This window comes from Streptomyces sp. NPDC057694 (assembly GCF_042799415.1).
GTDB lineage: Bacteria > Actinomycetota > Actinomycetes > Streptomycetales > Streptomycetaceae > Streptomyces.
Map to the genome: position 1 here is coordinate 422,877 of NZ_JBHVIX010000002.1, position 19,222 is coordinate 442,098.

At 71.3% G+C, this 19,222-nt stretch carries 17 protein-coding genes and 1 riboswitch; of the genes, 7 read left to right on the top strand and 10 right to left on the bottom strand.

What is annotated here, in order from left to right; all coding sequences use genetic code 11:
• On the bottom strand, positions 1-963 hold the full coding sequence (locus tag ACFVDP_RS08850; protein ID WP_383485526.1) for an LPXTG cell wall anchor domain-containing protein: 963 nt from the start codon (positions 961-963) through the stop codon (positions 1-3).
• A gap of 501 nt (positions 964-1,464) precedes the next feature.
• Here ACFVDP_RS08850 and ACFVDP_RS08855 point away from each other — a divergent pair.
• Together ACFVDP_RS08855 and ACFVDP_RS08860 are read left to right on the top strand one after the other, a co-directional pair.
• Positions 1,465-3,051 carry a sigma-70 family RNA polymerase sigma factor gene (locus tag ACFVDP_RS08855; RefSeq protein WP_383485529.1) on the top strand — a complete coding sequence of 529 codons (1,587 nt, stop codon included), beginning with the start codon at positions 1,465-1,467 and terminating at the stop codon, positions 3,049-3,051.
• A 163-nt stretch (positions 3,052-3,214) separates the two neighbouring features.
• On the top strand, positions 3,215-4,987 hold the full coding sequence (locus ACFVDP_RS08860) for a subtype B tannase (RefSeq protein WP_383485532.1): 1,773 nt from the start codon (positions 3,215-3,217) through the stop codon (positions 4,985-4,987).
• On the opposite strand, the gene sigJ is transcribed toward ACFVDP_RS08860, so the two are convergent.
• The gene (sigJ, locus tag ACFVDP_RS08865) at positions 4,988-5,953 is read right to left on the bottom strand and encodes an RNA polymerase sigma factor SigJ (RefSeq protein ID WP_383485535.1); all 966 of its coding nucleotides are present in this window, start codon (positions 5,951-5,953) and stop codon (positions 4,988-4,990) included. It lies immediately after the preceding gene.
• A gap of 163 nt (positions 5,954-6,116) precedes the next feature.
• Between sigJ and ACFVDP_RS08870 the strand changes: the two genes are divergently transcribed.
• From ACFVDP_RS08870 to meaB, 5 genes are all read left to right on the top strand, one after another.
• Positions 6,117-6,749, top strand: coding sequence for an LUD domain-containing protein (locus ACFVDP_RS08870; protein WP_383485537.1), 633 nt, complete (start codon positions 6,117-6,119; stop codon positions 6,747-6,749).
• Positions 6,750-6,800: 51 nt separating this feature from the next.
• Complete coding sequence (locus ACFVDP_RS08875; RefSeq protein WP_383485540.1) at positions 6,801-7,484, top strand: ATP-binding protein; 684 nt, start codon at positions 6,801-6,803, stop codon at positions 7,482-7,484.
• Positions 7,485-7,568: 84 nt separating this feature from the next.
• Positions 7,569-9,383, top strand: a complete 1,815-nt coding sequence (locus ACFVDP_RS08880; RefSeq protein ID WP_383485543.1) for a methylmalonyl-CoA mutase family protein — start codon at positions 7,569-7,571, stop codon at positions 9,381-9,383.
• A complete protein-coding gene (gene scpA / locus ACFVDP_RS08885) occupies positions 9,380-11,575 on the top strand; it encodes a methylmalonyl-CoA mutase (RefSeq protein WP_383485546.1) in 2,196 nt (731 codons plus the stop codon). The genes ACFVDP_RS08880 and scpA overlap by 4 nt, the downstream gene beginning before the upstream one ends.
• A gap of 12 nt (positions 11,576-11,587) precedes the next feature.
• Positions 11,588-12,586: a methylmalonyl Co-A mutase-associated GTPase MeaB gene (meaB, locus tag ACFVDP_RS08890; protein ID WP_383485549.1), complete on the top strand. Its 999-nt coding sequence runs from the start codon at positions 11,588-11,590 to the stop codon at positions 12,584-12,586.
• Between the two features lie 28 nt (positions 12,587-12,614).
• Here meaB and ACFVDP_RS08895 read toward each other — a convergent pair whose 3' ends face one another.
• The 8 genes from ACFVDP_RS08895 to ACFVDP_RS08930 all read right to left on the bottom strand — a co-directional run bounded on the left by ACFVDP_RS08895 (position 12,615) and on the right by ACFVDP_RS08930 (position 19,222).
• Positions 12,615-13,292 carry a (2Fe-2S)-binding protein gene (locus ACFVDP_RS08895; protein WP_383485552.1) on the bottom strand — a complete coding sequence of 226 codons (678 nt, stop codon included), beginning with the start codon at positions 13,290-13,292 and terminating at the stop codon, positions 12,615-12,617.
• Positions 13,289-13,687, bottom strand: a complete 399-nt coding sequence (locus tag ACFVDP_RS08900) for a (2Fe-2S) ferredoxin domain-containing protein (protein WP_383485555.1) — start codon at positions 13,685-13,687, stop codon at positions 13,289-13,291. Before ACFVDP_RS08900 ends, ACFVDP_RS08895 begins: the two co-directional genes overlap by 4 nt.
• Positions 13,688-13,748: 61 nt before the next feature.
• A riboswitch (cobalamin riboswitch) is annotated at positions 13,749-13,871 on the bottom strand.
• A gap of 28 nt (positions 13,872-13,899) precedes the next feature.
• The gene (locus tag ACFVDP_RS08905; RefSeq protein ID WP_383485557.1) at positions 13,900-14,376 is read right to left on the bottom strand and encodes an NUDIX domain-containing protein; all 477 of its coding nucleotides are present in this window, start codon (positions 14,374-14,376) and stop codon (positions 13,900-13,902) included.
• An 81-nt stretch (positions 14,377-14,457) separates the two neighbouring features.
• Positions 14,458-15,690 (bottom strand): patatin-like phospholipase family protein, encoded by a 1,233-nt coding sequence (locus tag ACFVDP_RS08910; protein WP_383485560.1) that lies wholly within the window; start codon positions 15,688-15,690, stop codon positions 14,458-14,460.
• Between the two features lie 137 nt (positions 15,691-15,827).
• Positions 15,828-16,976: an anti-sigma factor family protein gene (locus ACFVDP_RS08915; RefSeq protein ID WP_383485562.1), complete on the bottom strand. Its 1,149-nt coding sequence runs from the start codon at positions 16,974-16,976 to the stop codon at positions 15,828-15,830.
• Positions 16,973-17,500 carry an RNA polymerase sigma factor gene (locus ACFVDP_RS08920; RefSeq protein ID WP_383485565.1) on the bottom strand — a complete coding sequence of 176 codons (528 nt, stop codon included), beginning with the start codon at positions 17,498-17,500 and terminating at the stop codon, positions 16,973-16,975. Before ACFVDP_RS08920 ends, ACFVDP_RS08915 begins: the two co-directional genes overlap by 4 nt.
• A 107-nt stretch (positions 17,501-17,607) precedes the next feature.
• Entirely contained in the window at positions 17,608-18,384 is a 777-nt protein-coding gene (locus ACFVDP_RS08925; protein ID WP_383485568.1) for an ABC transporter ATP-binding protein, read from the bottom strand.
• Positions 18,374-19,222 carry an ABC transporter ATP-binding protein gene (locus ACFVDP_RS08930; RefSeq protein ID WP_383485570.1) on the bottom strand — a complete coding sequence of 283 codons (849 nt, stop codon included), beginning with the start codon at positions 19,220-19,222 and terminating at the stop codon, positions 18,374-18,376. Before ACFVDP_RS08930 ends, ACFVDP_RS08925 begins: the two co-directional genes overlap by 11 nt.

Sequence of the window (19,222 nt, forward strand, 5' to 3'; positions counted from 1 at the left end):
CTACGCGCCGGTGGAGCCGTTCCTGCGACGGCGGTTCATCCACAGCAGCCCGCCGCCGACGGCGAGCACGGCCGCTCCCGCTCCCGCGAGCGGGAGGCTGCCGCCCCCGGTCTGAGCCAGCTTCTGGTCGGGCCCGGGGGTCGAGGCGGCTTGAGCCTTGACGTCGGGATGCGCGGTGTCGGTATGCGCGGTGTCGGTCGCGTTCGGCGTCGGTGCGGCCGAGGCCGCGGACGGCTTTCCGGTCGCCTTGGCCGCTGCGCCGGCGCTCACCGCGCCGCGTGTGATGTGGGTGCCCGTTCCCACGGTCTCGGCGGCGTAGTTGGCCTCGCCGACGCAGTCGCTGTACTCGTAGTTGGCCTTGGACGTACCCTTCAGGCCGCCTGCGTCGGTACTGGTGGGGCCGCCGAAGACCACGTCGGTCCTGGGCATCGTCGCGCAGCTGGGGACCGCGAGGTAGTACTCGACGAACCCGCCCTGGCTGCCCTGCAGATTGCCGCTGCCGGCCGGGAGCGTCCAGGTGCCGAGATGTGTCGAGGTTCCGGTGACCGTGTCCCTGGCGGTGCCGGTCCACGTGTCCGTTCCCGACCGGGCGACCTTGATGTCGTAGCGGTGGCCGTAGACGGCGTCGAAGTCGACGGCGCACGTGACTCCGGGCCCGCCGTCGGCGCCCTCGTGACAGTTCGGGTCGGTGGTGGTGGAGCCTCCGGTGAAGGTGGAGAAGCGTGCCGACAGCCGCTCGTGGCCGCCGGCGTTCTCGCGCGGCTGCAGACCGGTGTAGCCCATCGCGTCGCCGAAGTTGAACTGCTGGGCGAAGTAGAGGCCGCTCTGGTGGGCCGTGGCCTTCTCGACGGTGAGGGGGAAGGTGATGTTGCTCAGGCCTGAGGACGGGGTGTCCGGGATGGACCATCCGACCGAGACATTTCCGCCGCCGACGGACGCGGAGGCCGACTGGGGTACTGCCATCAGCAAACCGGCCGCTGCCGCGACTGCTGCCGCACTGTGCAGGACGGTCCTGGTTCTCGACACGAATTGCTCCAAGATCTGTTGTGGGGGACGGGGTATTCGGTCGCGGGCGACAAGACTCCGACGGCTCGTGACCGTCGGGCCGGGCCGGGGCGCTCCCGGCGCCGAGGTGGTCACCACGGGCTGGGGTGGGGTCCCAGCGCCTGCGGAGACATCGGCGCCGACGCGTCCGTGACCTGCGTTTCCGCACGGTCGGGCTCGCGCCGCCAGGGGCAACTGGCCGTGGTGGGCGCACCGTTCACCGGTCGGCGTGGGCCGGTCATGAGTGACTCCCTTGCGGGTGAGGGGACGCTGTACCGTGGCGGACTGCCGGCGGTTTCCGAGCGACCTGTTGCCCTTGTAGAGCGCCGGAGCGAGCCACCCCCTCGCCGCGTTATCCGTTCGTTACGTACATTGCGTGCGTGAACGGATCGTGCGCCGCGGCCCCCACCCCACCGCTCCATGCCGATCGAAACGGAGTCCGCCGTGTCCGCCCGCCACAGCGACCTCACCAGCCTGTGCGACGAAGAGCTGTCCGCCGCAATCCGGTCCTCCTGTCGGGACGGCGGGAGTGAAGGCGACCCGGCGGGTGATCCGCCTGCCGCGGAGATCGACGCCGCGGAGCTCGGTGCGCAAGCACTGGCCGAGCTCTATCGACGGCATCGGGCCGCCGTTCTGGCGCGGGCGCGTCAGTTCGCCGGCGACCACAGTCCCGAGGACCTCGCCTCCGAGGCGTTCTTGCGAACCGTGCGTGCTGTGCGGCGCGGCAGCGGGCCGGCCGGCGACTGGCGTCCGTACCTGCTCACGGTGGTGCGCAACACCGCGGCCGAGTACGCGAAGGCGGCACGCGTCGAGGTGCCGCTCGCGGACTTCCAGTTGTGGAGCGAGTCGCTTCCCGACGCCATGCAGCCGGAGGGCGTCGTGCTGCACAGCGAGGAGACCCGCCTGCTCATACGCGGCTTCCGCTCGCTCCCGCAACGCTGGCAGTCGGTGCTGTGGCAGCGGCTGGTCAACGACCGTTCCACCGCTGACGTCGCCCACTCGCTGGGCCTGACGCCCAATGGAGTCACCTCGCTTCTGGGCCGCGCGCAGGAGGGGCTGCGCAGCGCCTATCTGCAGGCGCACGTTCGGCTTCGCGGTGATACCGAATGCCGTTACTACGCGGGCTTGTTGGGCGAGGCGGTACGCAGCAGGGGCAGAGCGAACCCCGGGCTGAAGCGTCATCTCGCCCAGTGCGCGCCGTGCTCGACGGCGTTCGCCGACCTTGAGAACCTCAACAGTCGCCTCAAGGCGCTGGCACCCTTCGCCCTCCTGCTCCCCGCGGTCAGGGACACCGTGCACCTCGCCGTACAGAGCGCGGCGGGCAAGAGTCTGGCGAGCAAGAGTCTGGCGGGCAAGGCGGCGGCCGGGGGTCTGCTGGCCGTGACGACCGCGGTGGTGGTGGGCCTCGCCGTGTGGTCCGGACCGGCGAAATCCTCGGCGCCGGAAGGGGGTTCAGCCGTTCCGGCACCCACGGCCACGCCGTCTTCGGCATCCGGAGCGAAGCCCGCGGCACCCTCCCCCGCCGCGTCGAAGGCCGCACCGTCGGACACCCCCTCGCGAGAGACCCCGGCGGCACAGGCCGAGGAGAAGCCGGAGAAGGTCAACGGCGCCCGGATCAAGGGCATCGCCTGGGGTACGTGCGTCGGCGTCGAGGGAAACCGGGCCGTCTCTCTTCCCTGCGACGATCCGAGGACGGCCTGGCGGCGGGACGGTGACGACCATTTCCGGCTCACCAACGTCACCACCGGCCGGTGCCTGGACACGGCGGAACACTACGACCGCACGTCGTTCAACGGCGGGGGCATCTGGGCGGTGCGGACGGCTCCCTGCGCACAGGCCGGCACGTGGTCCGTGCCCGGCTTCTCGGATCACATCGAGCGCCTGGTCAACGACGCGACGCGGGGGTCGCTGTCCACGGGGAAGGCCTTCGGCGCCGAGGCCCCGACCACGTTCATCGCGTACGGCGCGTACACCGGTTCCGCGGATCAGAGCTTCCCTCTCGAGTGAGCGGGGGCGGTCCGGCAGGGGCGGTCACCACGCTTCAGGGATCGTAATCGTCAACAAAAATGTCCTCACGATCGCTGTGCAGATTGTTGACAGTCTCGTAGCGTGTGCGACGCCTTGGTCCTGAGGCACCGGTGAAGTACTCGGCACGCGATGAGGAGACTCCATGCAGCAGCTCAAGGCGCCTTCCGGACGCACCACCTCCCGCTCCATGAGACGTCCGGCCCCCGGGCGTCTGCTGCGCGGTGCGGCGATCGCCGGCTCGCTCGCGCTGACGGCGCTCGCGACGCCCGCGTCCTTCGCGGTCGCGTCCCCCTCGGCCGAGCGGGGCCGCTCCGCCGATCCGCAGGACGCGGCGCTGGCGTTCGACAGGAGCGCGTACACGACGATCACCGTCAGGGTCGACGGCCGGCCCGTGAACGTACGCTGGTACAAGGAACTCTGCTACGTGGCCGACCCGGTCGCCGCCGCGCCGCAGCAGTCCGGGATCGGCGGCAGCACCACCATCGACAACACCCGCTGCGGCTACGAGAGCATGAACGTGTTCGTGCCCGAGAGTGCCTTCGGCGATCAGCGGGCGCCGATCTACTTCGCGGTGAACAACGCGGGCTGGATGGCCAGTTACGTCAAGGCGAGCGTCACCGCCGGGGCCGCCTATGACAGTTCGACGAGCAATGTGGGCGCGGCGCTGAAGGCCGGTTACGTCTTCGTGGACGTCGCGAACCGCAGCCGTGGTCTGGTCGGCGCGGACGGTTCGTCGCCGGGCAAGGCGCCGGCGGCGGCGGTCGACGCGAAGGCGGCGGTGCGCTATCTGCGGCTCAACGACGCCGTGATGCCGGGCAGCGCCGAGCGGATCGTCGTCAACGGCACCAGCGGTGGCGGCGCACTCTCCTCCATCCTGGGCGCGTCCGGCAACGACAGCGCGTACGACCCCTACCTCGCGGCGATCGGTGCGGCCGGTGTCGACTCCAAGGGGCGCAGCACCCTGCGCGACGACGTGTTCGCGGTGAACGCGTACTGCCCGATCACCGATCTCGGCAACGCGGACGTCGCCTACGAGTGGCTGTACAACATCCTCGGCACCCGGGACGCGACCGGTTCGAACGCGCAGGCGGCGGACGCGGCGACGATCGCGGCCAAGTTCCCCGCGTACGAGAAGAGCCTCGGCCTGCGCGACACCGACGGCTCGAAGCTCACAGCAGCCACCATGGTGGCCACCATCAAGAAAGAAGTCGTCCGCGCGGCCGAGACATATCTGAGGGCCGACCCGGCGAACACGATCCCGGCGCTGGGCGAGAACTTCGTCATCGTCTCCGGCGGCCCCGGCGGGTCCACCACGAAGTCGTACGTCAACGACTGGCTGGACGTCGACAACGCGACGAACACGGTGCGTTCGCTCGACATGACGAAGTACCTGAAGTTCGTCGCCACCCAGGCCACGCTGAAGACGACTCCGGCGTTCGACGGCGTGGGCGTGTACGGCAACACCACGAGCGGCACCGAGACCAATCTGTTCGGCCCGTACACCCAGAAGTACCTGAACTACACGGAGTTCAGCTGGGACCACAACGACGTCGCGGGCGACGGCAGCGGCCTGGACGACACCGGGCTGACCTGGAAGCAGTACACCGCCAAGAAGAGCACCACCGTCGACGACCAGCTCCACCTCATCGACCCGATGGACTTCATCGGTACGAAGAACGCCGACACGGCGCCGAACTGGTACGTCCGCAACGGCACCCGGGACCGCGACACCTCGTTCATCATCGGCATCAACCTGGACCGTGCCCTGGAGGCCGATCCGCAGGTCGCGGACGTGAACTTCCAACTGGCCTGGAACCAGCCGCACGCGGGCAACTACGACGTGCCGGAGGCCATGGCCTGGATCGCCGAGGTCGTCAAGAAGGCCGGCGACCCGCTCGCCCCACGTCGCCGGTGATCACGGGACCGCATCTCGTCCCACTGTCCAGTGCCGGAGCTTCTCCGGGTTGCGGACGACCCAGATGTGCTGGATCCGGTCGCCCGAGACGTCGAAGGCGAACACCGTCACAACGGCACCGTCCTGCTGAGCCACCACACCGGGCTGTCCGTTGACGGTGCGCTCCAGGAACGTCATGGAGTCCGGCTTTCTGCGGGCGATCTCGATCCAGGCGGCCGCGATCCGCTCACCGCCCTCGATGGGGCGCGGGAAGGTGATGGCGCGGCCGCCACCGTCGGCGACGGCGGTGGCGGCCGGGTCGAGGAGGCCGACCAGGGCGTCGATGTCCTTCGCCTCCCAGGCCTGCTTGAACTCCCGGACGACCCCGGCCCGCTGCGCCGCCGACGCCGGAGACCGGGCCGCGGTGCCGGGGGACCGTGAGGCCCGCACGCGGCGGCGGGCCGAGGAGGCCAGTTGGCGGCAGGCCGCCGGGGTTCGGCCGACGATCTCGGCCACTTCGGCGAAGGTGTGGCAGAAGACGTCGTGCAGGATGAACGCAACGCGTTCTGCCGGGGTCATCGATTCCAGTACGACCATGAAGGCCAGGTGGACCGACTCGTCCAGGGTGACCCGGTCCGCCGGGTCGACCACCGCGGCGCCGGGCCGCCCGCTGACCCACCGCGTCTGCCCGGGCAGCGGCTCGGGGATCCATTCGCCCACATAGGTCTCCCGGCGGGCCCGCGCCGATCCGAGCAGGTTGAGGCAGACGCGGCCGGTGACCGTCGTCAGCCAGGCGTCGTGGTTGTCGATGGCGTCCCGCTGTTGCGGGGACAGGGCGTACCAGCGGCTGTACGTCTCCTGGACGGCGTCCTCGGCCTCGGCCACGGAGCCGAGCAACCGGTAGGCCAGGCCGACCAGTTGGCGCCGCTGGCTCAATGTCTCGTCGTCCGACGGTTCCGGCCGGCCGGGCTCGGGTGGGGTGGGCATGGTGACGGCGGCTCCTCCGGTCGCGTCTGTCTCTGCCAGTACGACAGCACAGCACGCCGGAATGTGAGGCGGCGTACCCGGACCTCACATTCCGGCGGGCTGTGTTGTCGAAGGTGTCGCACTGCTCGTCGAAAGCGTCATCCAGCGAACAGGAAAGCCCACCATGACCACCACCTCATCACCGGCTACGCCGTTCACCGAAGCGGCGTCCGCACAGCGCCTGGAGCGGACGGCCTCCGCGCTGACCCTGCACGGCTTCACCGTGGAGATCCTCGACGACGTCGCCGCCGCGCGCGCCCACATCAAGAACCTCGTCCCCGAGGGCGCCAGTGTGTTCACCGGCGCCAGCGAGACCCTCCGGCTGTCCGGCATCGCCGAGGACATCAACGACAGCGGCCGCTACGACGCCATCAGGCCACGCCTCCTGGCCATGGACCGTGCCACCCAGGCGGACGAGATCCGCCGGCTGGCCGCGAGCCCCGACATCATCGTGAACAGCGTTCACGCCGTCACCGAGACCGGCTCCCTGGTCATCGCCTCGGGCAGCGGCAGTCAGCTGCCCGGCAACGCGGGCGGCGCCGCCCGTGCGATCTGGGTCGTCGGCGCACAGAAGATCGTGCCCGACCTCGACACCGCACTGCGCCGCGTCGAGGACCACTGCCTGCCCCTGGAATCCACCCGAACCCAGGAAGCCCACGGGTATCCCAGCGTCATCAACCGCCTCCTCATCCTCAACGGCGAGTACCTCCCCGACCGCGGCACCGTCCTACTGCTCCGGGAGGCCATCGGATTCTGAACGAACCCCCGTGCACGGAACGGGAGCCCCCTTGCGCCGCATACTTCTCGGATGGATTCACCAAGAGCCGCAAGGGCCACCTGGCGCAACACGACGCACGACTGGGCGAGCACCGTCGATGTCGGGCATCTCGCGCACGTCCGCCGGGACCCCGTCGCCTTCGCCCCCGGCGGCACCCTGCATCTGATCCTTGAGGTCGTCGCCTACGCGGCGGACGAGGCGGAGAGCGGCGGCGGTGGGCACTGCTCCGTCACCGTCCACCCGGACGGGTCCGTCGCCGTCGTGGACGACGGACGAGGCACCGACACACGTCTCGACGAACAGGGCGAGATCGTGAAGAAGCCGGTCATGGCGACGAAGGACCTCCGTTTCTTCGACCACCCGGACACCCCGCCGCTGCCCGACGGAAACCCTCGGCGGGGCATGTCCACCGTGGCGGCGCTCAGCACCTGGCTCGTCCACACCAACCGCCGCCACAACGGATCCTGGACCCAGCGGTACGAACACGGCAGCCCCACCACCGGCCTGCGACCGGTCCCCGACGACGGGACGACCGGTACCAGTGTCCACTTCCTTCCCGCGGAGCCCCTCCTCCCGGCAAGCGGTGTGACGGTCCGTGACCTGACGCGGTTCGCCGATTCATGGCCGCATCTGCACGTCCTCGTGAAGGAGGCGGGCGCGCTGGTGCGGCGGGCCCCGGAGCCAGCCACTGGGGGGCCTCGAAACCGGCCGTAGGCGATCTACGCGCGCAAGACAAGGAGAACAAGGTCACATGTGTGTCGTCTGCTGCTCTTCTGCACGCTGCCTTAGCATCCGAACATGACGGTCCTGCCTGACGACGGGCTCTCCTTGGCAGCCGAATTCCCTGACGCGACGCATGATCAGTGGCAGCAACTTGTCGCCGGTGTCCTGCGCAAGTCGGGCAGGGAAGTCTCGGCCGGCGAGGCGGAGGACGCCCTGTCCACCACGCTCGATGACGGGTTGCGCGCTCGTCCCCTCTACACGTCCGACGATGCCGCTCCCCCGGTCGGCCTGCCCGGCTTCCCGCCGTTCGTGCGCGGTGGCCGCGCCGAGGGGAACACGGCCGGCGGCTGGGACGTGCGCCAGCGCCATGTGCTCCCCGAGTCCGCCGCGGTCCTCGCCGATCTGGAGAACGGCGTCACGTCGCTGTGGCTGACGGTGGGCGACGGCGGCGGCTTCCCCGTGTCGGCGCTGCCCGCCGCGCTCGACGGTGTCCACCTGGACCTGGCCCCCGTGGTGCTCGACGCGGGCGCCGAGTACGAGAGCGCCGCCCGCGAACTGCTGCGCCTGTACGAGGACAGAGGCGTCGCCGCCGACGCGGCGCGGGGCAACCTGGGCGCCGACCCGCTGGGCCTCGAAGCCCGCACGGGACAGTCGTACGACATCGAGCCCGCGGCCGAACTCGCCCTGCTGTGCGCACAGCGGTATCCGGGGCTGCGCGCCCTGACCGTGGACGCCCTCCCGTTTCACGAGGCCGGTGGCTCGGCCGCGCAGGAGCTGGGCGCGTCGCTGGCCACGGGCGTCGCCTACCTGCGGCAGCTCACCGAGGCGGGCCTGGACGTCCAGCAGGCCCTCGCCCAGGTCGAGTTCCGCTACGCCGCGACGGCCGACCAGTTCCTCACCATCGCCAAGTTCCGTGCCGCGCGCAGGCTCTGGGCCCGGGTGGCCGAGGCGTGCGGGGCGCCGAAGAGCGGGGCGCAGGTTCAGCACGCGGTGACGTCCCCGGTGATGATGACGCGCCGCGACCCTTGGGTGAACATGCTGCGCTCGACGGTCGCGACGCTGGCGGCGGGAGTGGGCGGCGCCGACGCCGTGACCGTGCTGCCGTTCGACGACGCGCTCGGCGTGCCGGACGCGTTCGCCCGCCGTATCGCCCGCAACACCTCCACCATTCTGATCGAGGAGTCGCACCTGGCCCGGGTCATCGACCCGGCGGGCGGCTCCTGGTACGTGGAGCGCCTGACCGACGAACTCGCGCACGCCGCCTGGGAGTTCTTCCAGACCATCGAGCGGGAGGGCGGCCAGGCGGCGGCCCTGCGCTCCGGGCTGGTGGGCGAGCGGCTCGCCGAGACCTGGTCGGTGCGCGCCCGTCGGCTGGCCGAGCGGCGCGAACCCATCACCGGCGTCAGTGAGTTCCCGCATCTCGCCGAGAAGCCCGTGGTCCGTGCGCCGTCGGCGCCGCGGCCGTCCGGCGGGCTGCCGCGCGTACGCCGTGACGAGGCGTTCGAGGCGCTGCGGGCCCGCTCCGACGCGCACCTCGCGGCCACCGGACAGCGCCCCCGGGTGTATCTGGCGGCGCTGGGTCCCGCCGCCGCGCACACCGCCCGCACGACCTTCGCGGCCAATCTGTTCCAGGCGGGCGGCATCGAGCCGGTGACCGACGGCTCCTTCGAGGAGAGCGGCGCGCGGGAAGCGTGCCTGTGCTCCAGTGACGCGGTCTACGCGGAGCAGGCCGAGTCCGCCGCGCGGTCCCTGCGGGAGGCGGGCGCCCGGCACGTGTTCCTCGCGGGCCGACCGGGTACCACCGCCGCCCCCGACAGCTTCGTCTTCGCCGGCTGCGACGCCGTCGACGTACTCAGCGCCACGCTCGACCGCATGGGAGTGTCCCGATGACCGCCCCTGACGCCTCCGGAGTCCCCGACTTCTCGACGATCGGCCTCGGCAGCCCCGCGCCGGGCACCGCGACGCAGGAGTGGCGCAGCGCCCTCAAGCGCGCGGGCGACGGCGCCGACCCGCTGTGGGAGACGCCCGAGGGCATCTCCGTCAAGCCGCTGTACACCGGTGAGGACCTGGAGGGCCTGGACTTCCTCGGCACGTACCCGGGTGTCGCCCCGTACCTGCGCGGCCCCTACCCGACGATGTACGTCAATCAGCCCTGGACGATCCGTCAGTACGCGGGTTTCTCCACGGCCGAGGAGTCCAACGCGTTCTACCGGCGCAATCTCGCCGCCGGTCAGAAGGGCCTGTCCGTCGCCTTCGACCTGCCGACGCACCGCGGCTACGACAGCGACCACCCGCGGGTGACGGGCGACGTCGGCATGGCGGGCGTGGCCATCGACTCGATCTACGACATGCGGCAGCTCTTCGACGGCATCCCGCTGGACAAGATGACCGTGTCGATGACGATGAACGGCGCGGTGCTGCCCGTGCTCGCGCTGTACATCGTGGCGGCCGAGGAACAGGGCGTGCCGCCGGAGAAGCTGGCCGGGACCATTCAGAACGACATCCTCAAGGAGTTCATGGTCCGCAACACCTACATCTATCCGCCGAAGCCGTCGATGCGGATCATCTCCGACATCTTCGCCTACACGTCGCAGCGGATGCCGCGCTACAACTCGATCTCCATCTCCGGCTATCACATCCAGGAGGCGGGTGCGACGGCCGATCTGGAGCTGGCGTACACCCTCGCGGACGGCGTGGAGTACATCCGGGCGGGCCGGGAGGCGGGGCTCGACGTCGACGCGTTCGCGCCGCGTCTGAGCTTCTTCTGGGCGATCGGGATGAACTTCTTCATGGAGGTCGCCAAGCTGCGCGCGGCGCGCCTGCTGTGGGCGAAGCTCGTGAAGCAGTTCGACCCGAAGAACTCCAAGTCCCTTTCGCTGCGCACCCATTCGCAGACATCGGGCTGGTCGCTGACGGCGCAGGACGTGTTCAACAACGTCACGCGTACCTGCGTGGAGGCGATGGCAGCGACGCAGGGCCACACCCAGTCGCTGCACACGAACGCGCTCGACGAGGCGCTCGCGCTGCCCACCGACTTCTCGGCGCGCATCGCCCGCAACACCCAGCTGCTCATCCAGCAGGAGTCGGGCACCACACGGGTCATCGACCCGTGGGGCGGCAGCGCGTACGTGGAGAAGCTGACCTACGACCTCGCGCGCCGTGCCTGGCAGCACATCCAGGAGGTCGAGGAGGCGGGCGGCATGGCCAAGGCCATCGACGCGGGCATCCCGAAGCTGCGCATCGAGGAGGCGGCCGCGCGCACGCAGGCGCGGATCGACTCCGGACGGCAGCCCGTCATCGGCGTCAACAAGTACCGCGTCGACTCGGACGAGGAGATCGACGTCCTCAAGGTCGACAACTCCTCGGTGCGCTCCCAGCAGATCGCCAAACTGCGCCGGCTGCGCGAGGAGCGGGACGAGACGGCCTGCCAGGAGGCGCTCGACGCGCTGACGAGGGCGGCGGACGGTGACGGCAATCTCCTGGAGCTCGCGGTGCGTGCGGCGCGCGCGATGGCGACGGTCGGCGAGATCTCGGACGCGCTGGAGAAGGTCTACGGCCGGCACGCGGGGCAGATCCGTACGATCTCCGGTGTGTACCGCAACGAAGCAGGGGAGTCCGGATCCGTGGACCGGACCCGCGGCCGCGTCGACGAGTTCGCCGAGGCCGAGGGGCGCCGGCCGCGCATCCTCGTCGCCAAGATGGGCCAGGACGGGCACGACCGCGGCCAGAAGGTGATCGCGACGGCCTTCGCCGACCTGGGCTTCGACGTCGACGTCGGCCCGCTGTTCCAGACCCCGGGCGAGGTGGCGCGGCAGGCCGTCGAGGCGGACGTGCACATCGTCGGGGTGTCGTCGCTCGCCGCCGGGCACCTCACCCTCGTACCGGCGCTGCGCGAGGCGCTCGCCGAGGAGGGACGCGAGGACATCATGATCGTGGTGGGCGGGGTGATTCCGCCGCAGGACGTGCCCACGCTCCTGGAGATGGGCGCGGCGGCCGTGTTCCCGCCCGGCACCGTGATCCCGGACGCCGCCCACGACCTGGTGTCGCGCCTGGCGGCGAACCTCGGGCACGGCGACGAGTGAGCCGGTGACGGTGTGCCCATCGATCTCGATACGTACGTCAAGGGTGTCCTCGCCGGGAAGCGGGCGGTCGTCGCGCGGGCGATCACGCTCGTCGAGTCCACCCGCCCCCAGCACCGGCGGCTCGCACAGGAGTTGCTGACCGAGCTGCTCCCGTACAGCGGCCGGGCCCGCCGGATCGGCGTCAGCGGGGTGCCGGGGGTGGGGAAGTCGACGTTCATCGACGCGTTCGGCACCCTGCTGACCGGGCTCGGCCACCGGGTGGCCGTGCTCGCGGTCGATCCGTCGTCCAGCCGGACGGGCGGTTCCATCCTGGGCGACAAGACGCGGATGGAGCGGCTGGCGGTCGATCCGGCCGCCTTCGTACGCCCCTCCCCCACGGCCGGGACGCTCGGGGGTGTCGCGAAGGCGACCCGGGAGTCGATCGTCGTCATGGAGGCCGCCGGGTACGACGTCGTCCTGGTGGAGACGGTCGGCGTGGGCCAGTCGGAGACGGCTGTCGCGAACATGGTCGACACGTTTCTGCTGCTGTCGCTGGCGCGGACCGGCGACCAGTTGCAGGGCATCAAGAAGGGTGTCCTGGAGCTGGCCGACGTCATCGCGGTGAACAAGGCCGACGGGCCGCACGAGCGTGACGCGCGGTCGGCGGCGCGGGAACTGTCGGGCGCGCTGCGGCTGATGCACGGCAAGGACGCGTTCTGGACGCCTCCTGTGCTGTGGTGCAGCGCCCGTGAGGAGAGCGGGCTCGACCAGGTCTGGGAGCGGATCGAGCAGCACCGTTCGCTCCTCGACTCGACGGGGCGGCTCGCCGAGCGGCGCCGTACGCAGCAGGTGGACTGGACCTGGACGATGGTGCGCGACGAGCTTCTCGGCCGGCTGCACGCCGATCCCGCGGTGCGGGCCGTGACGCCCGGTCTGGAGCAGCGGGTCAGGGACGGCGAGCTCACCGCGACACTGGCCGCCGAGCGGATCCTGGACGCGTTCCAGGAGCGGGACACGCGGGTCGGGGACTGATCCGCCCTGCTGCCCGGCCCGCGGTCGGTCACGGGGTCAGGCAGCAGTCCCCGCACTTCCCGCCGCCCGGGGCCCGGTAGTAGAGGCAGCAGCTGTTGCGGCGGAAGGTCGGACCGGGCCCGGTGATCCGGCCGGTGCCGCGCAGCCGGCCCGTGTCCAGCAGTTCCCGCGTCAGGCGGGTGAGCGGGCCGCGCAGGGCGGGCCGGGTTCTCAGCAGTTGCGCCGCCGAACCGACCAGCGCGGACGCGGAGTTGCCGGCCAGCAGGCCCGGTGCCACCTTCACCGTGAGGCCGCGCTCGACCTCCCTCAGCACGCCGTCGGCCTCCGCGAGGACGGCTTCCAGGGGCGACGGCAGGCGGGCGGCGAGCCGTCCCCGCGGGCCGACAAGGCGCAGGTCCGTCCCGTCACCGGACCACTCCACGCCGCTCATCGTCGGCACGATCCCGTGCACGAGAGCGCAGGCGAGGACCGGCGACCAGAGCCGGGCCGCGAGTCCCAGGTGCGCGACGGAGACGCCGACGCGTGTCTCGGCCGTCCCGAAGCGGTCGTTGACGGCTCGGGCCCGGTCTGCGAACCCGTCGCGAAGAGCGCCGCCCCGTTCGTGGAACGGCGCGGGCGCGACGGTGTCGAGGGCGAAGAATCCACCGAGCCGCGCCACGTCGCGCAGCGCCTCGGCGACCTGCTCCGGCGGGACCTCGGCGGTCATGGCGTGAGAGGAGCGCGGCGCGGGGGCTGGATGAGATAGAGGTCGAGGATGTCGGGCCGGGCCGCGACACCGGGTCCTCCCGCCCGTACCCAGTCCGCTATGTCTTCCGTCGCGTCCCGGTCGTTGACGAGCCCGAGCCACACCGGCCGGGCACCAGCCGCCCGGCCGGCTGTCGACGGCTGTACGACGACGACGTTGGCCTGCTCGCACACGTCGAGGCATTCGGAGATCCGGACCGGGGCGATCTGGCGCAGCCGCGCGGTCTGGGCCGCGTGATCGGCGTCGACCTTGACGGTGCCGCAGCAGCAGTCGCGGCACACCACCACCCGGCACGGGACCGTCCGGTCCTCCGTCGACCCGGTCTCGTCGGTCTCGTCGGCGAGCCGCTCAGGCATGCCGCGTCCTTCCTCTCGCCGGGGAGTTCCGCCCCGGGGTGCTTCGAGGAGGCGACAGCGTGAGTCTCCTGGCTCTCGGGTCCGCGCTCGTCCCGGCCTTCCCACCCGCGCGGGGCAGTGGCTCGTCGGGATCCGCTCGCCGATCACAGTGGCGGTACCGCACCGGATTCACACCGGTTTCCTCGGGCGGCTGTCGCCCTTGTCCTCGGTCATCATGCCATCCGCGCCGACGGCCCGAGCCTGCCCATGGTCCGCAGGAGCGGCACCAGGTGGTGTTCGACCGCCGGGGCGAGCCGCAGGTCCGGGTCGTGCCCGTCGGTCCAGCGCAGGGCGGCCAGTTCGGCTGCCGGGACCGGCTCCCCGACGAGGTGCGTGGAGAAGACGGTCAGGTGCATCGGTACGCCCTCCAGCGCCGCCCGCTCCTCGACCACCGCGAGATGTTCGAGCGGCCCGGTCGAGACACCCAACTCCTCCGCGAGTTCTCGCTTCAGGGTCTCCTCCGGCCGCTCCCCCGGCTCGGGCTTGCCACCCGGCACGTAGAACACGTCCGGCGCGGCCTGCTTGCTGACGACGAGCAGCTTCCCGTCCTCGATCACGGCCGCGGCGACGACCTTCATGACCGCCGCGTCGTCCGCGCGGTCCGAGTCGTCCGCGCGCGCCGCGTGATCCGTCTGATCCCTCTGATCCATTCCTGCATTGTGCAGTGCGGCTGCCCGCCCTTTCGGCGGCGGCCCGGATCGGTGGCGGTCACACGGTCCGCCGGACGGGCCCTACGCGGCGTCGGTGCGCCACAGTTTGCCCGGGTCGTCGCCCGCTTCGTCCAGGATGATCCGGGCGTCCCGTTGGCCGAGCTTGATGGCCTCGCCGATGAACTCCGGTTCGAAGAACAGGTAGCTGAGCAGTTCGCCCCGGCTCTGTCCCGGGCCCAGGAGCGCGGCGAGGAACATCAGGTCGGGGTTGGTCAGGCGGCGCACTCCACGGAAACTGGTGTCCAGTACGTACTCCGCCTTCTCGCCGAGCTGGTCCGCCTGGCCGGGCAGTGGGCCACCGAAGAGGTACTCGATGACGGTGTACGGGCGTCCGCGCGGGCTGATCCGTTTCGCCCCGGACTCGAGCAGCTCGTCGACCTTGCCGAGCGTCCGCGTGTCCTCCACCATGCGATCGCCCATCAGGCCGGTGAGGATCTGGGCGACGACGTCCTGGACGGACGGCACGGGTTCGTCCTGGCAGTCCGTGGAGTGCGGCAGATCGCGCAACGGTGTCGTGGCGACGATCACGACGCGGCGCGCGCCGAGCGAGATCGTCGGCTTGATGGGGGCGTTGAGGCGTACACCGCCGTCCATGTACCAGCAGCCGGCCGGTCCGATCCTGACGGGCGGGAACGCCACGGGAATCGCGGCGGACGCCATCACATGGTCCTCGTTCAGGACGGTACGGGTGTAGTCCACCGCCCGGTCGGCGTCGGAGGCCGGCAGCCTCGCTGCTGCCGGTCCCTCGGCGAAGACCTCGGTACGGCCGCTGCCGAAGGCCGTCGTGGCCACGGCGACCGCCTGTACCGCGCCGTCGGCCAGGTTGGCGTGGAGCTGGTTCCAGTCCACCTTCGTCCGCAGCGTGGTCCGCAGGGGGCTCGTGTCGAGCAGGCCGGCCAGGGGCGCGCTGGACGGGTTCACCACCCTGGTCAGGCACTGCCGCAGGATCGAGGGCAGGGCCGTCAGCAGGAACGGCCTGAAGACCTGATCCTTCGTCAGTCCTTGCCAGGCCGCGACCACTTCGTCGGCGGCCTGGTGGGCGGGCAGGTGGGCGAACGAGGCGAAGAGCACCGCGTTGAGCGCTCCCGCACTGGTACCGGTGAACAACGTCGGCCGCTGCCCGAACCGGTCGAGCTCCGGCAGCAGCGTCGCCAGCATGCCGGCCTCGTACGCGCCCCGCGCCCCGCCCCCGGCGACCACGACGCCGATCTCGCCGCTCGCCGAGAATGACGCGGAAGCCTCGTTCTCCGGCATCGCCCCTCCCTGATCGGCGTCGCCCTGTCGCGGCCGAAGCGGTTCTGCGGTGTGACATCGGCCGCCGGGTCGATGCCACTACAGCGGGCGGGACGACGCAACGGGGGAACCGGCCATGCCCCATGGCCGCGCCGAGCCTAGAGACGGCTCATCGACGCCATCGCGTACAGCAGCTCGACGACGGCCGTGGGGTCGCCCTGTTGGCCCGTGGCCGCCTCTCGTGGGGCGAGATGGCCCGCCGCGACCCGGCAGAACGCCACTTCGGGCAGGACGATGTGGCTGACGCAGTTGTCCGGGCCCGCCGGGCCGTCGGCGGCGTCCAACGGCAGGTACCAGTCGCCTCCGCTCTCGCCCTCGATCTCAAGGCGCACACTGCGCGGCGACGCGTCCGGCTGTGTGAGAGGCAGCGGCGGCGACGCCAGTCCCGCCTGCCTGCGCGCCGCCAGGATCGCGGGGAGCATCTGCACGGCGACCCCGATGAGTGTCCGCAGGTGCTCGGGCACGGGAGGCGGGTACGGATGGTCCACGGCGTCCGCGATGTCGGTGGCGTGGATCCAGGTCTCGAAGGCCCGGTCGAGCAGGGCCAGGCGCAGGGGCAGGACGACGTCGTCCCCGTAGGGCACGGCGATGTCGGCCACTCCGTTGCCGCTGAACGAGCAGGTGCGGATCAGCTCGTAGGCGTGGTCCCGCCAGGCACGCCGGACAGGGTCGGGGCTCTCGTCACCGGACGCGCCGGTCGCCTCGCGGTCCTGCTCCGTCTGCTGCCACAGCGCCTTGGTCCGTGTCTCCGGATCGGACGACAGGTCCTGCGCCCGCTGCACGGGGTCCGGCAGACCCAGTGAACGGGACACCGAGCCGTCCACCGCGAGGAGATGGCCGAGTACTCCGGACACGGACGTCCGGTGGGTGGCGGAATCGTCGCCCTCGAACCACTCCAGCTGGACCGGGGACCGCCACTCCTCGTCGCTCATGTCGGCCAGCAACGAACCGAGTCGGGCGGTCTCCACGTCGTACGGCTGGGCGTAGTCGGGCACGGCGATCTGCGGCGGGCGGGCGCTCAGGCACGAGCCGAGGACCTCGGCCCGCAGCGTGGGGGCCAGGTCGAGATCCATGTGGGGATGCAGCAGTTCGAGGGAGGCGCGCAGCCGTGCCGCCTCCTCGGTGCAGGGCGCACACGCGGCGAGGTGCGCGTCGACCTCCGCCGTCTCCTGCGCGGAACAGGCGCCCAGGGCCCATGCGCCGAGCAGGTGCTCGAGGCGGGAGTGCCCGTCGAAGTCACCGCTCATCGTCCGTCCTCCCCGGCAGTGGCATCGGTACTTGCGAGCATGTTCAACCCGTCCCGGAGTCTGCGCAGTATCTCGCCCTCCGCGACGCCGAGTTCGGTCGCGGCCCGGCGGTAGTCCATCTTCTCCGTGTGCACGAGGTGGATCGCCCCTCGCATGCCCCGGTTCATCGAGCCGATGACCGCGTCCGCCCACTCGATCCGGGCCGCGGAGAGGCGGGCGTCGGGGCCCGGCGCCGCCACGCTCCCGGCGGTGCGCTCGTGTCGGTCCAGCGTCGCCATGACCAGCCAGGTGCCCAGGCGGTACCGCCCCGGGTCGAAGGCCTGGGGGTGCTGCCACAGGTGCGTGAAGACACCCACCACGAGATCGCGGGCGGCCTGCTCCTCGCCCGTCAGCCGCGCCGCCACTGAGTGAAGCATGCGGGCGTAGCGGTCGTAGACCTCGCCGAGCACCGCGGCCTCGCCCCGGACCAGCCGAATCTGGACCTGCCGTTCCCACCGTGCCGCGTCGTCGACCGGGTCGACCATGCCCCTCCTCGGGTCTTTCACGTGCTGCCGCACACACCAACGTACCCAGTGAATGTTGTCATGCGACAACTCGCCCGCGCATGAACTGTATTGATCGATGAGGGAGTTCAGTCGGATCGTTCCTGATCCCTCTGTGCGGCGGCGAGGCGGGGGACGGCGTCGCGCAGGGCGCGGGTGGCGGGGTGTTGAGGGTTCCGGAGTACGTCGGTGAGGTCGCCCTCCTCCACGACGCGGCCGTGGTGCAGGACGAGTACGCGCGGGCAGAGCTGCTCCACCACCGCGAGGTCGTGGGAGATCAGCAGGCAGGAGAGCCGGTGCTCGGTGCGCAGGCGGCGGAGCAGGTCGAGGATGCGGGCCTGGACGGTGGTGTCCAGGGCGCTGGTCGGTTCGTCCAGGATCAGGAAGCGCGGCCGCACGGCAAGGGCGCGGGCGATCGCCGCACGCTGGCGCTGCCCGCCGGAGAGCTGGTGCGGGTAGCGCGCGGCGTGCTCGGCTGTCAGGCCCACGTCGGCGAGGAGTTCGGAGACGCGGTCCTGCTCGGTGCCGCGCGGCACCATCCGGTGGGCCCGCAGCACCTCGCCGATCGCCCTGCCCACCCGCATCCGCGGATCGAGCGCGCCCTCGGTGTCCTGGACGACGATCTGTACGGCACGGCGGTACGAGCGCGGCCACCGCGTGCCGTCGAGGTCGACGCCGCGGAAACGCACCGCGCCGCTCGTCGGTGCCACCAGGCCCAGCAGGCAACGGGCCACCGTCGTCTTGCCCGAGCCGCTCTCGCCGATCAGTCCCAGGCCGAACGGGCCCTCGGGCAGGGTCAGGTTCACCCGGTCCACCACGGTCGTGCCGCCGTACGCGACGGTCAACTCGCGTGCCTCAAGCACCATCGTCGGGCCCTTCGTCGGGTGCGTCTGTCGGACCGGGCACCGGCCGCCCGCCCAGTCGCGGTGCCGCCGCCAGCAACTGCCTGGTGCGCTCGGCGTGCGGTGCGGTGACCAGGTCGGCGGCGGGTCGGTCCTCGATCACGCGTCCTCGGTGCAGCACGGCGATGCGGTCGCACAGCCTGGCCAGCAGTGCGAGGTCGTGGCTGATGAAGAGCACAGCCGTGCCGTGTTCCGCGCGCAGGTCCGTCAGCAGGGTGCAGATCTGCGCCTGGGCCCGCACGTCCAGCGCGCTGGTCGGTTCGTCGGCGATGAGCAGTCGCGTACCGAGTGCCGACGCCAGGGCGATCGCCACGCGCTGAAGCTGTCCGCCGGAGAGCTGGTGCGGGTAGCGGGTGAGGTGGGTGGCGGGCAGCCCCACGCGCTCCAGTGCGGCCGCGGCGCGGCGCCGGGCCCCGGCGCGGCTGCGTCCGTGCAGGCGCAGCGCGCGCAGCACTGTCACACCCACCGGCAGTACCGGGTTGAAGGCGGCGGCCGGGTTCTGCGGGACGAGTGTCATCGTGGAGCCGCGCAGCTGCCGCAATCGTCGTTCCGGCAGCGACAGCAGCTCCTCGCCGGCCAGCCGGATGCTGCCGGACACGTGAGCACCCGCGCGTCGCGTGAGTCCCAGCACCGTCAGCCCGACCGTCGTCTTCCCCGCTCCGCTCTCCCCCGCCAGGCCCAGGAACTCACCCTCTTCCAGAGACAGTTCATCGACACGGACCACGGGTTCGACGTCCGCGGCGCCGAATCTGACGTGTACGTCGCGCAGTTGCAGCCATGCGGTGTCCTGGACGGTGACCAC

What these genes read in the sequence shown, in the direction of transcription:
- ACFVDP_RS08895 (WP_383485552.1), bottom strand. Translation starts at nt 13,292, where the DNA reads ATGACCGCCGAGGTCCCGCCGGAGCAGGTCGCCGAGGCGCTGCGCGAC.
- ACFVDP_RS08850 (WP_383485526.1), bottom strand. Translation starts at nt 963, where the DNA reads ATGGCAGTACCCCAGTCGGCCTCCGCGTCCGTCGGCGGCGGAAATGTC.
- ACFVDP_RS08855 (WP_383485529.1), top strand. Translation starts at nt 1,465, where the DNA reads ATGCCGATCGAAACGGAGTCCGCCGTGTCCGCCCGCCACAGCGACCTC.
- ACFVDP_RS08870 (WP_383485537.1), top strand. Translation starts at nt 6,117, where the DNA reads ATGACCACCACCTCATCACCGGCTACGCCGTTCACCGAAGCGGCGTCC.
- ACFVDP_RS08920 (WP_383485565.1), bottom strand. Translation starts at nt 17,500, where the DNA reads ATGGTCGACCCGGTCGACGACGCGGCACGGTGGGAACGGCAGGTCCAG.
- ACFVDP_RS08880 (WP_383485543.1), top strand. Translation starts at nt 7,569, where the DNA reads ATGACGGTCCTGCCTGACGACGGGCTCTCCTTGGCAGCCGAATTCCCT.
- scpA (WP_383485546.1), top strand. Translation starts at nt 9,380, where the DNA reads ATGACCGCCCCTGACGCCTCCGGAGTCCCCGACTTCTCGACGATCGGC.
- ACFVDP_RS08910 (WP_383485560.1), bottom strand. Translation starts at nt 15,690, where the DNA reads ATGCCGGAGAACGAGGCTTCCGCGTCATTCTCGGCGAGCGGCGAGATC.
- sigJ (WP_383485535.1), bottom strand. Translation starts at nt 5,953, where the DNA reads ATGCCCACCCCACCCGAGCCCGGCCGGCCGGAACCGTCGGACGACGAG.
- ACFVDP_RS08875 (WP_383485540.1), top strand. Translation starts at nt 6,801, where the DNA reads ATGGATTCACCAAGAGCCGCAAGGGCCACCTGGCGCAACACGACGCAC.
- ACFVDP_RS08900 (WP_383485555.1), bottom strand. Translation starts at nt 13,687, where the DNA reads ATGCCTGAGCGGCTCGCCGACGAGACCGACGAGACCGGGTCGACGGAG.
- ACFVDP_RS08860 (WP_383485532.1), top strand. Translation starts at nt 3,215, where the DNA reads ATGCAGCAGCTCAAGGCGCCTTCCGGACGCACCACCTCCCGCTCCATG.
- ACFVDP_RS08915 (WP_383485562.1), bottom strand. Translation starts at nt 16,976, where the DNA reads ATGAGCGGTGACTTCGACGGGCACTCCCGCCTCGAGCACCTGCTCGGC.
- ACFVDP_RS08905 (WP_383485557.1), bottom strand. Translation starts at nt 14,376, where the DNA reads ATGGATCAGAGGGATCAGACGGATCACGCGGCGCGCGCGGACGACTCG.
- ACFVDP_RS08925 (WP_383485568.1), bottom strand. Translation starts at nt 18,384, where the DNA reads ATGGTGCTTGAGGCACGCGAGTTGACCGTCGCGTACGGCGGCACGACC.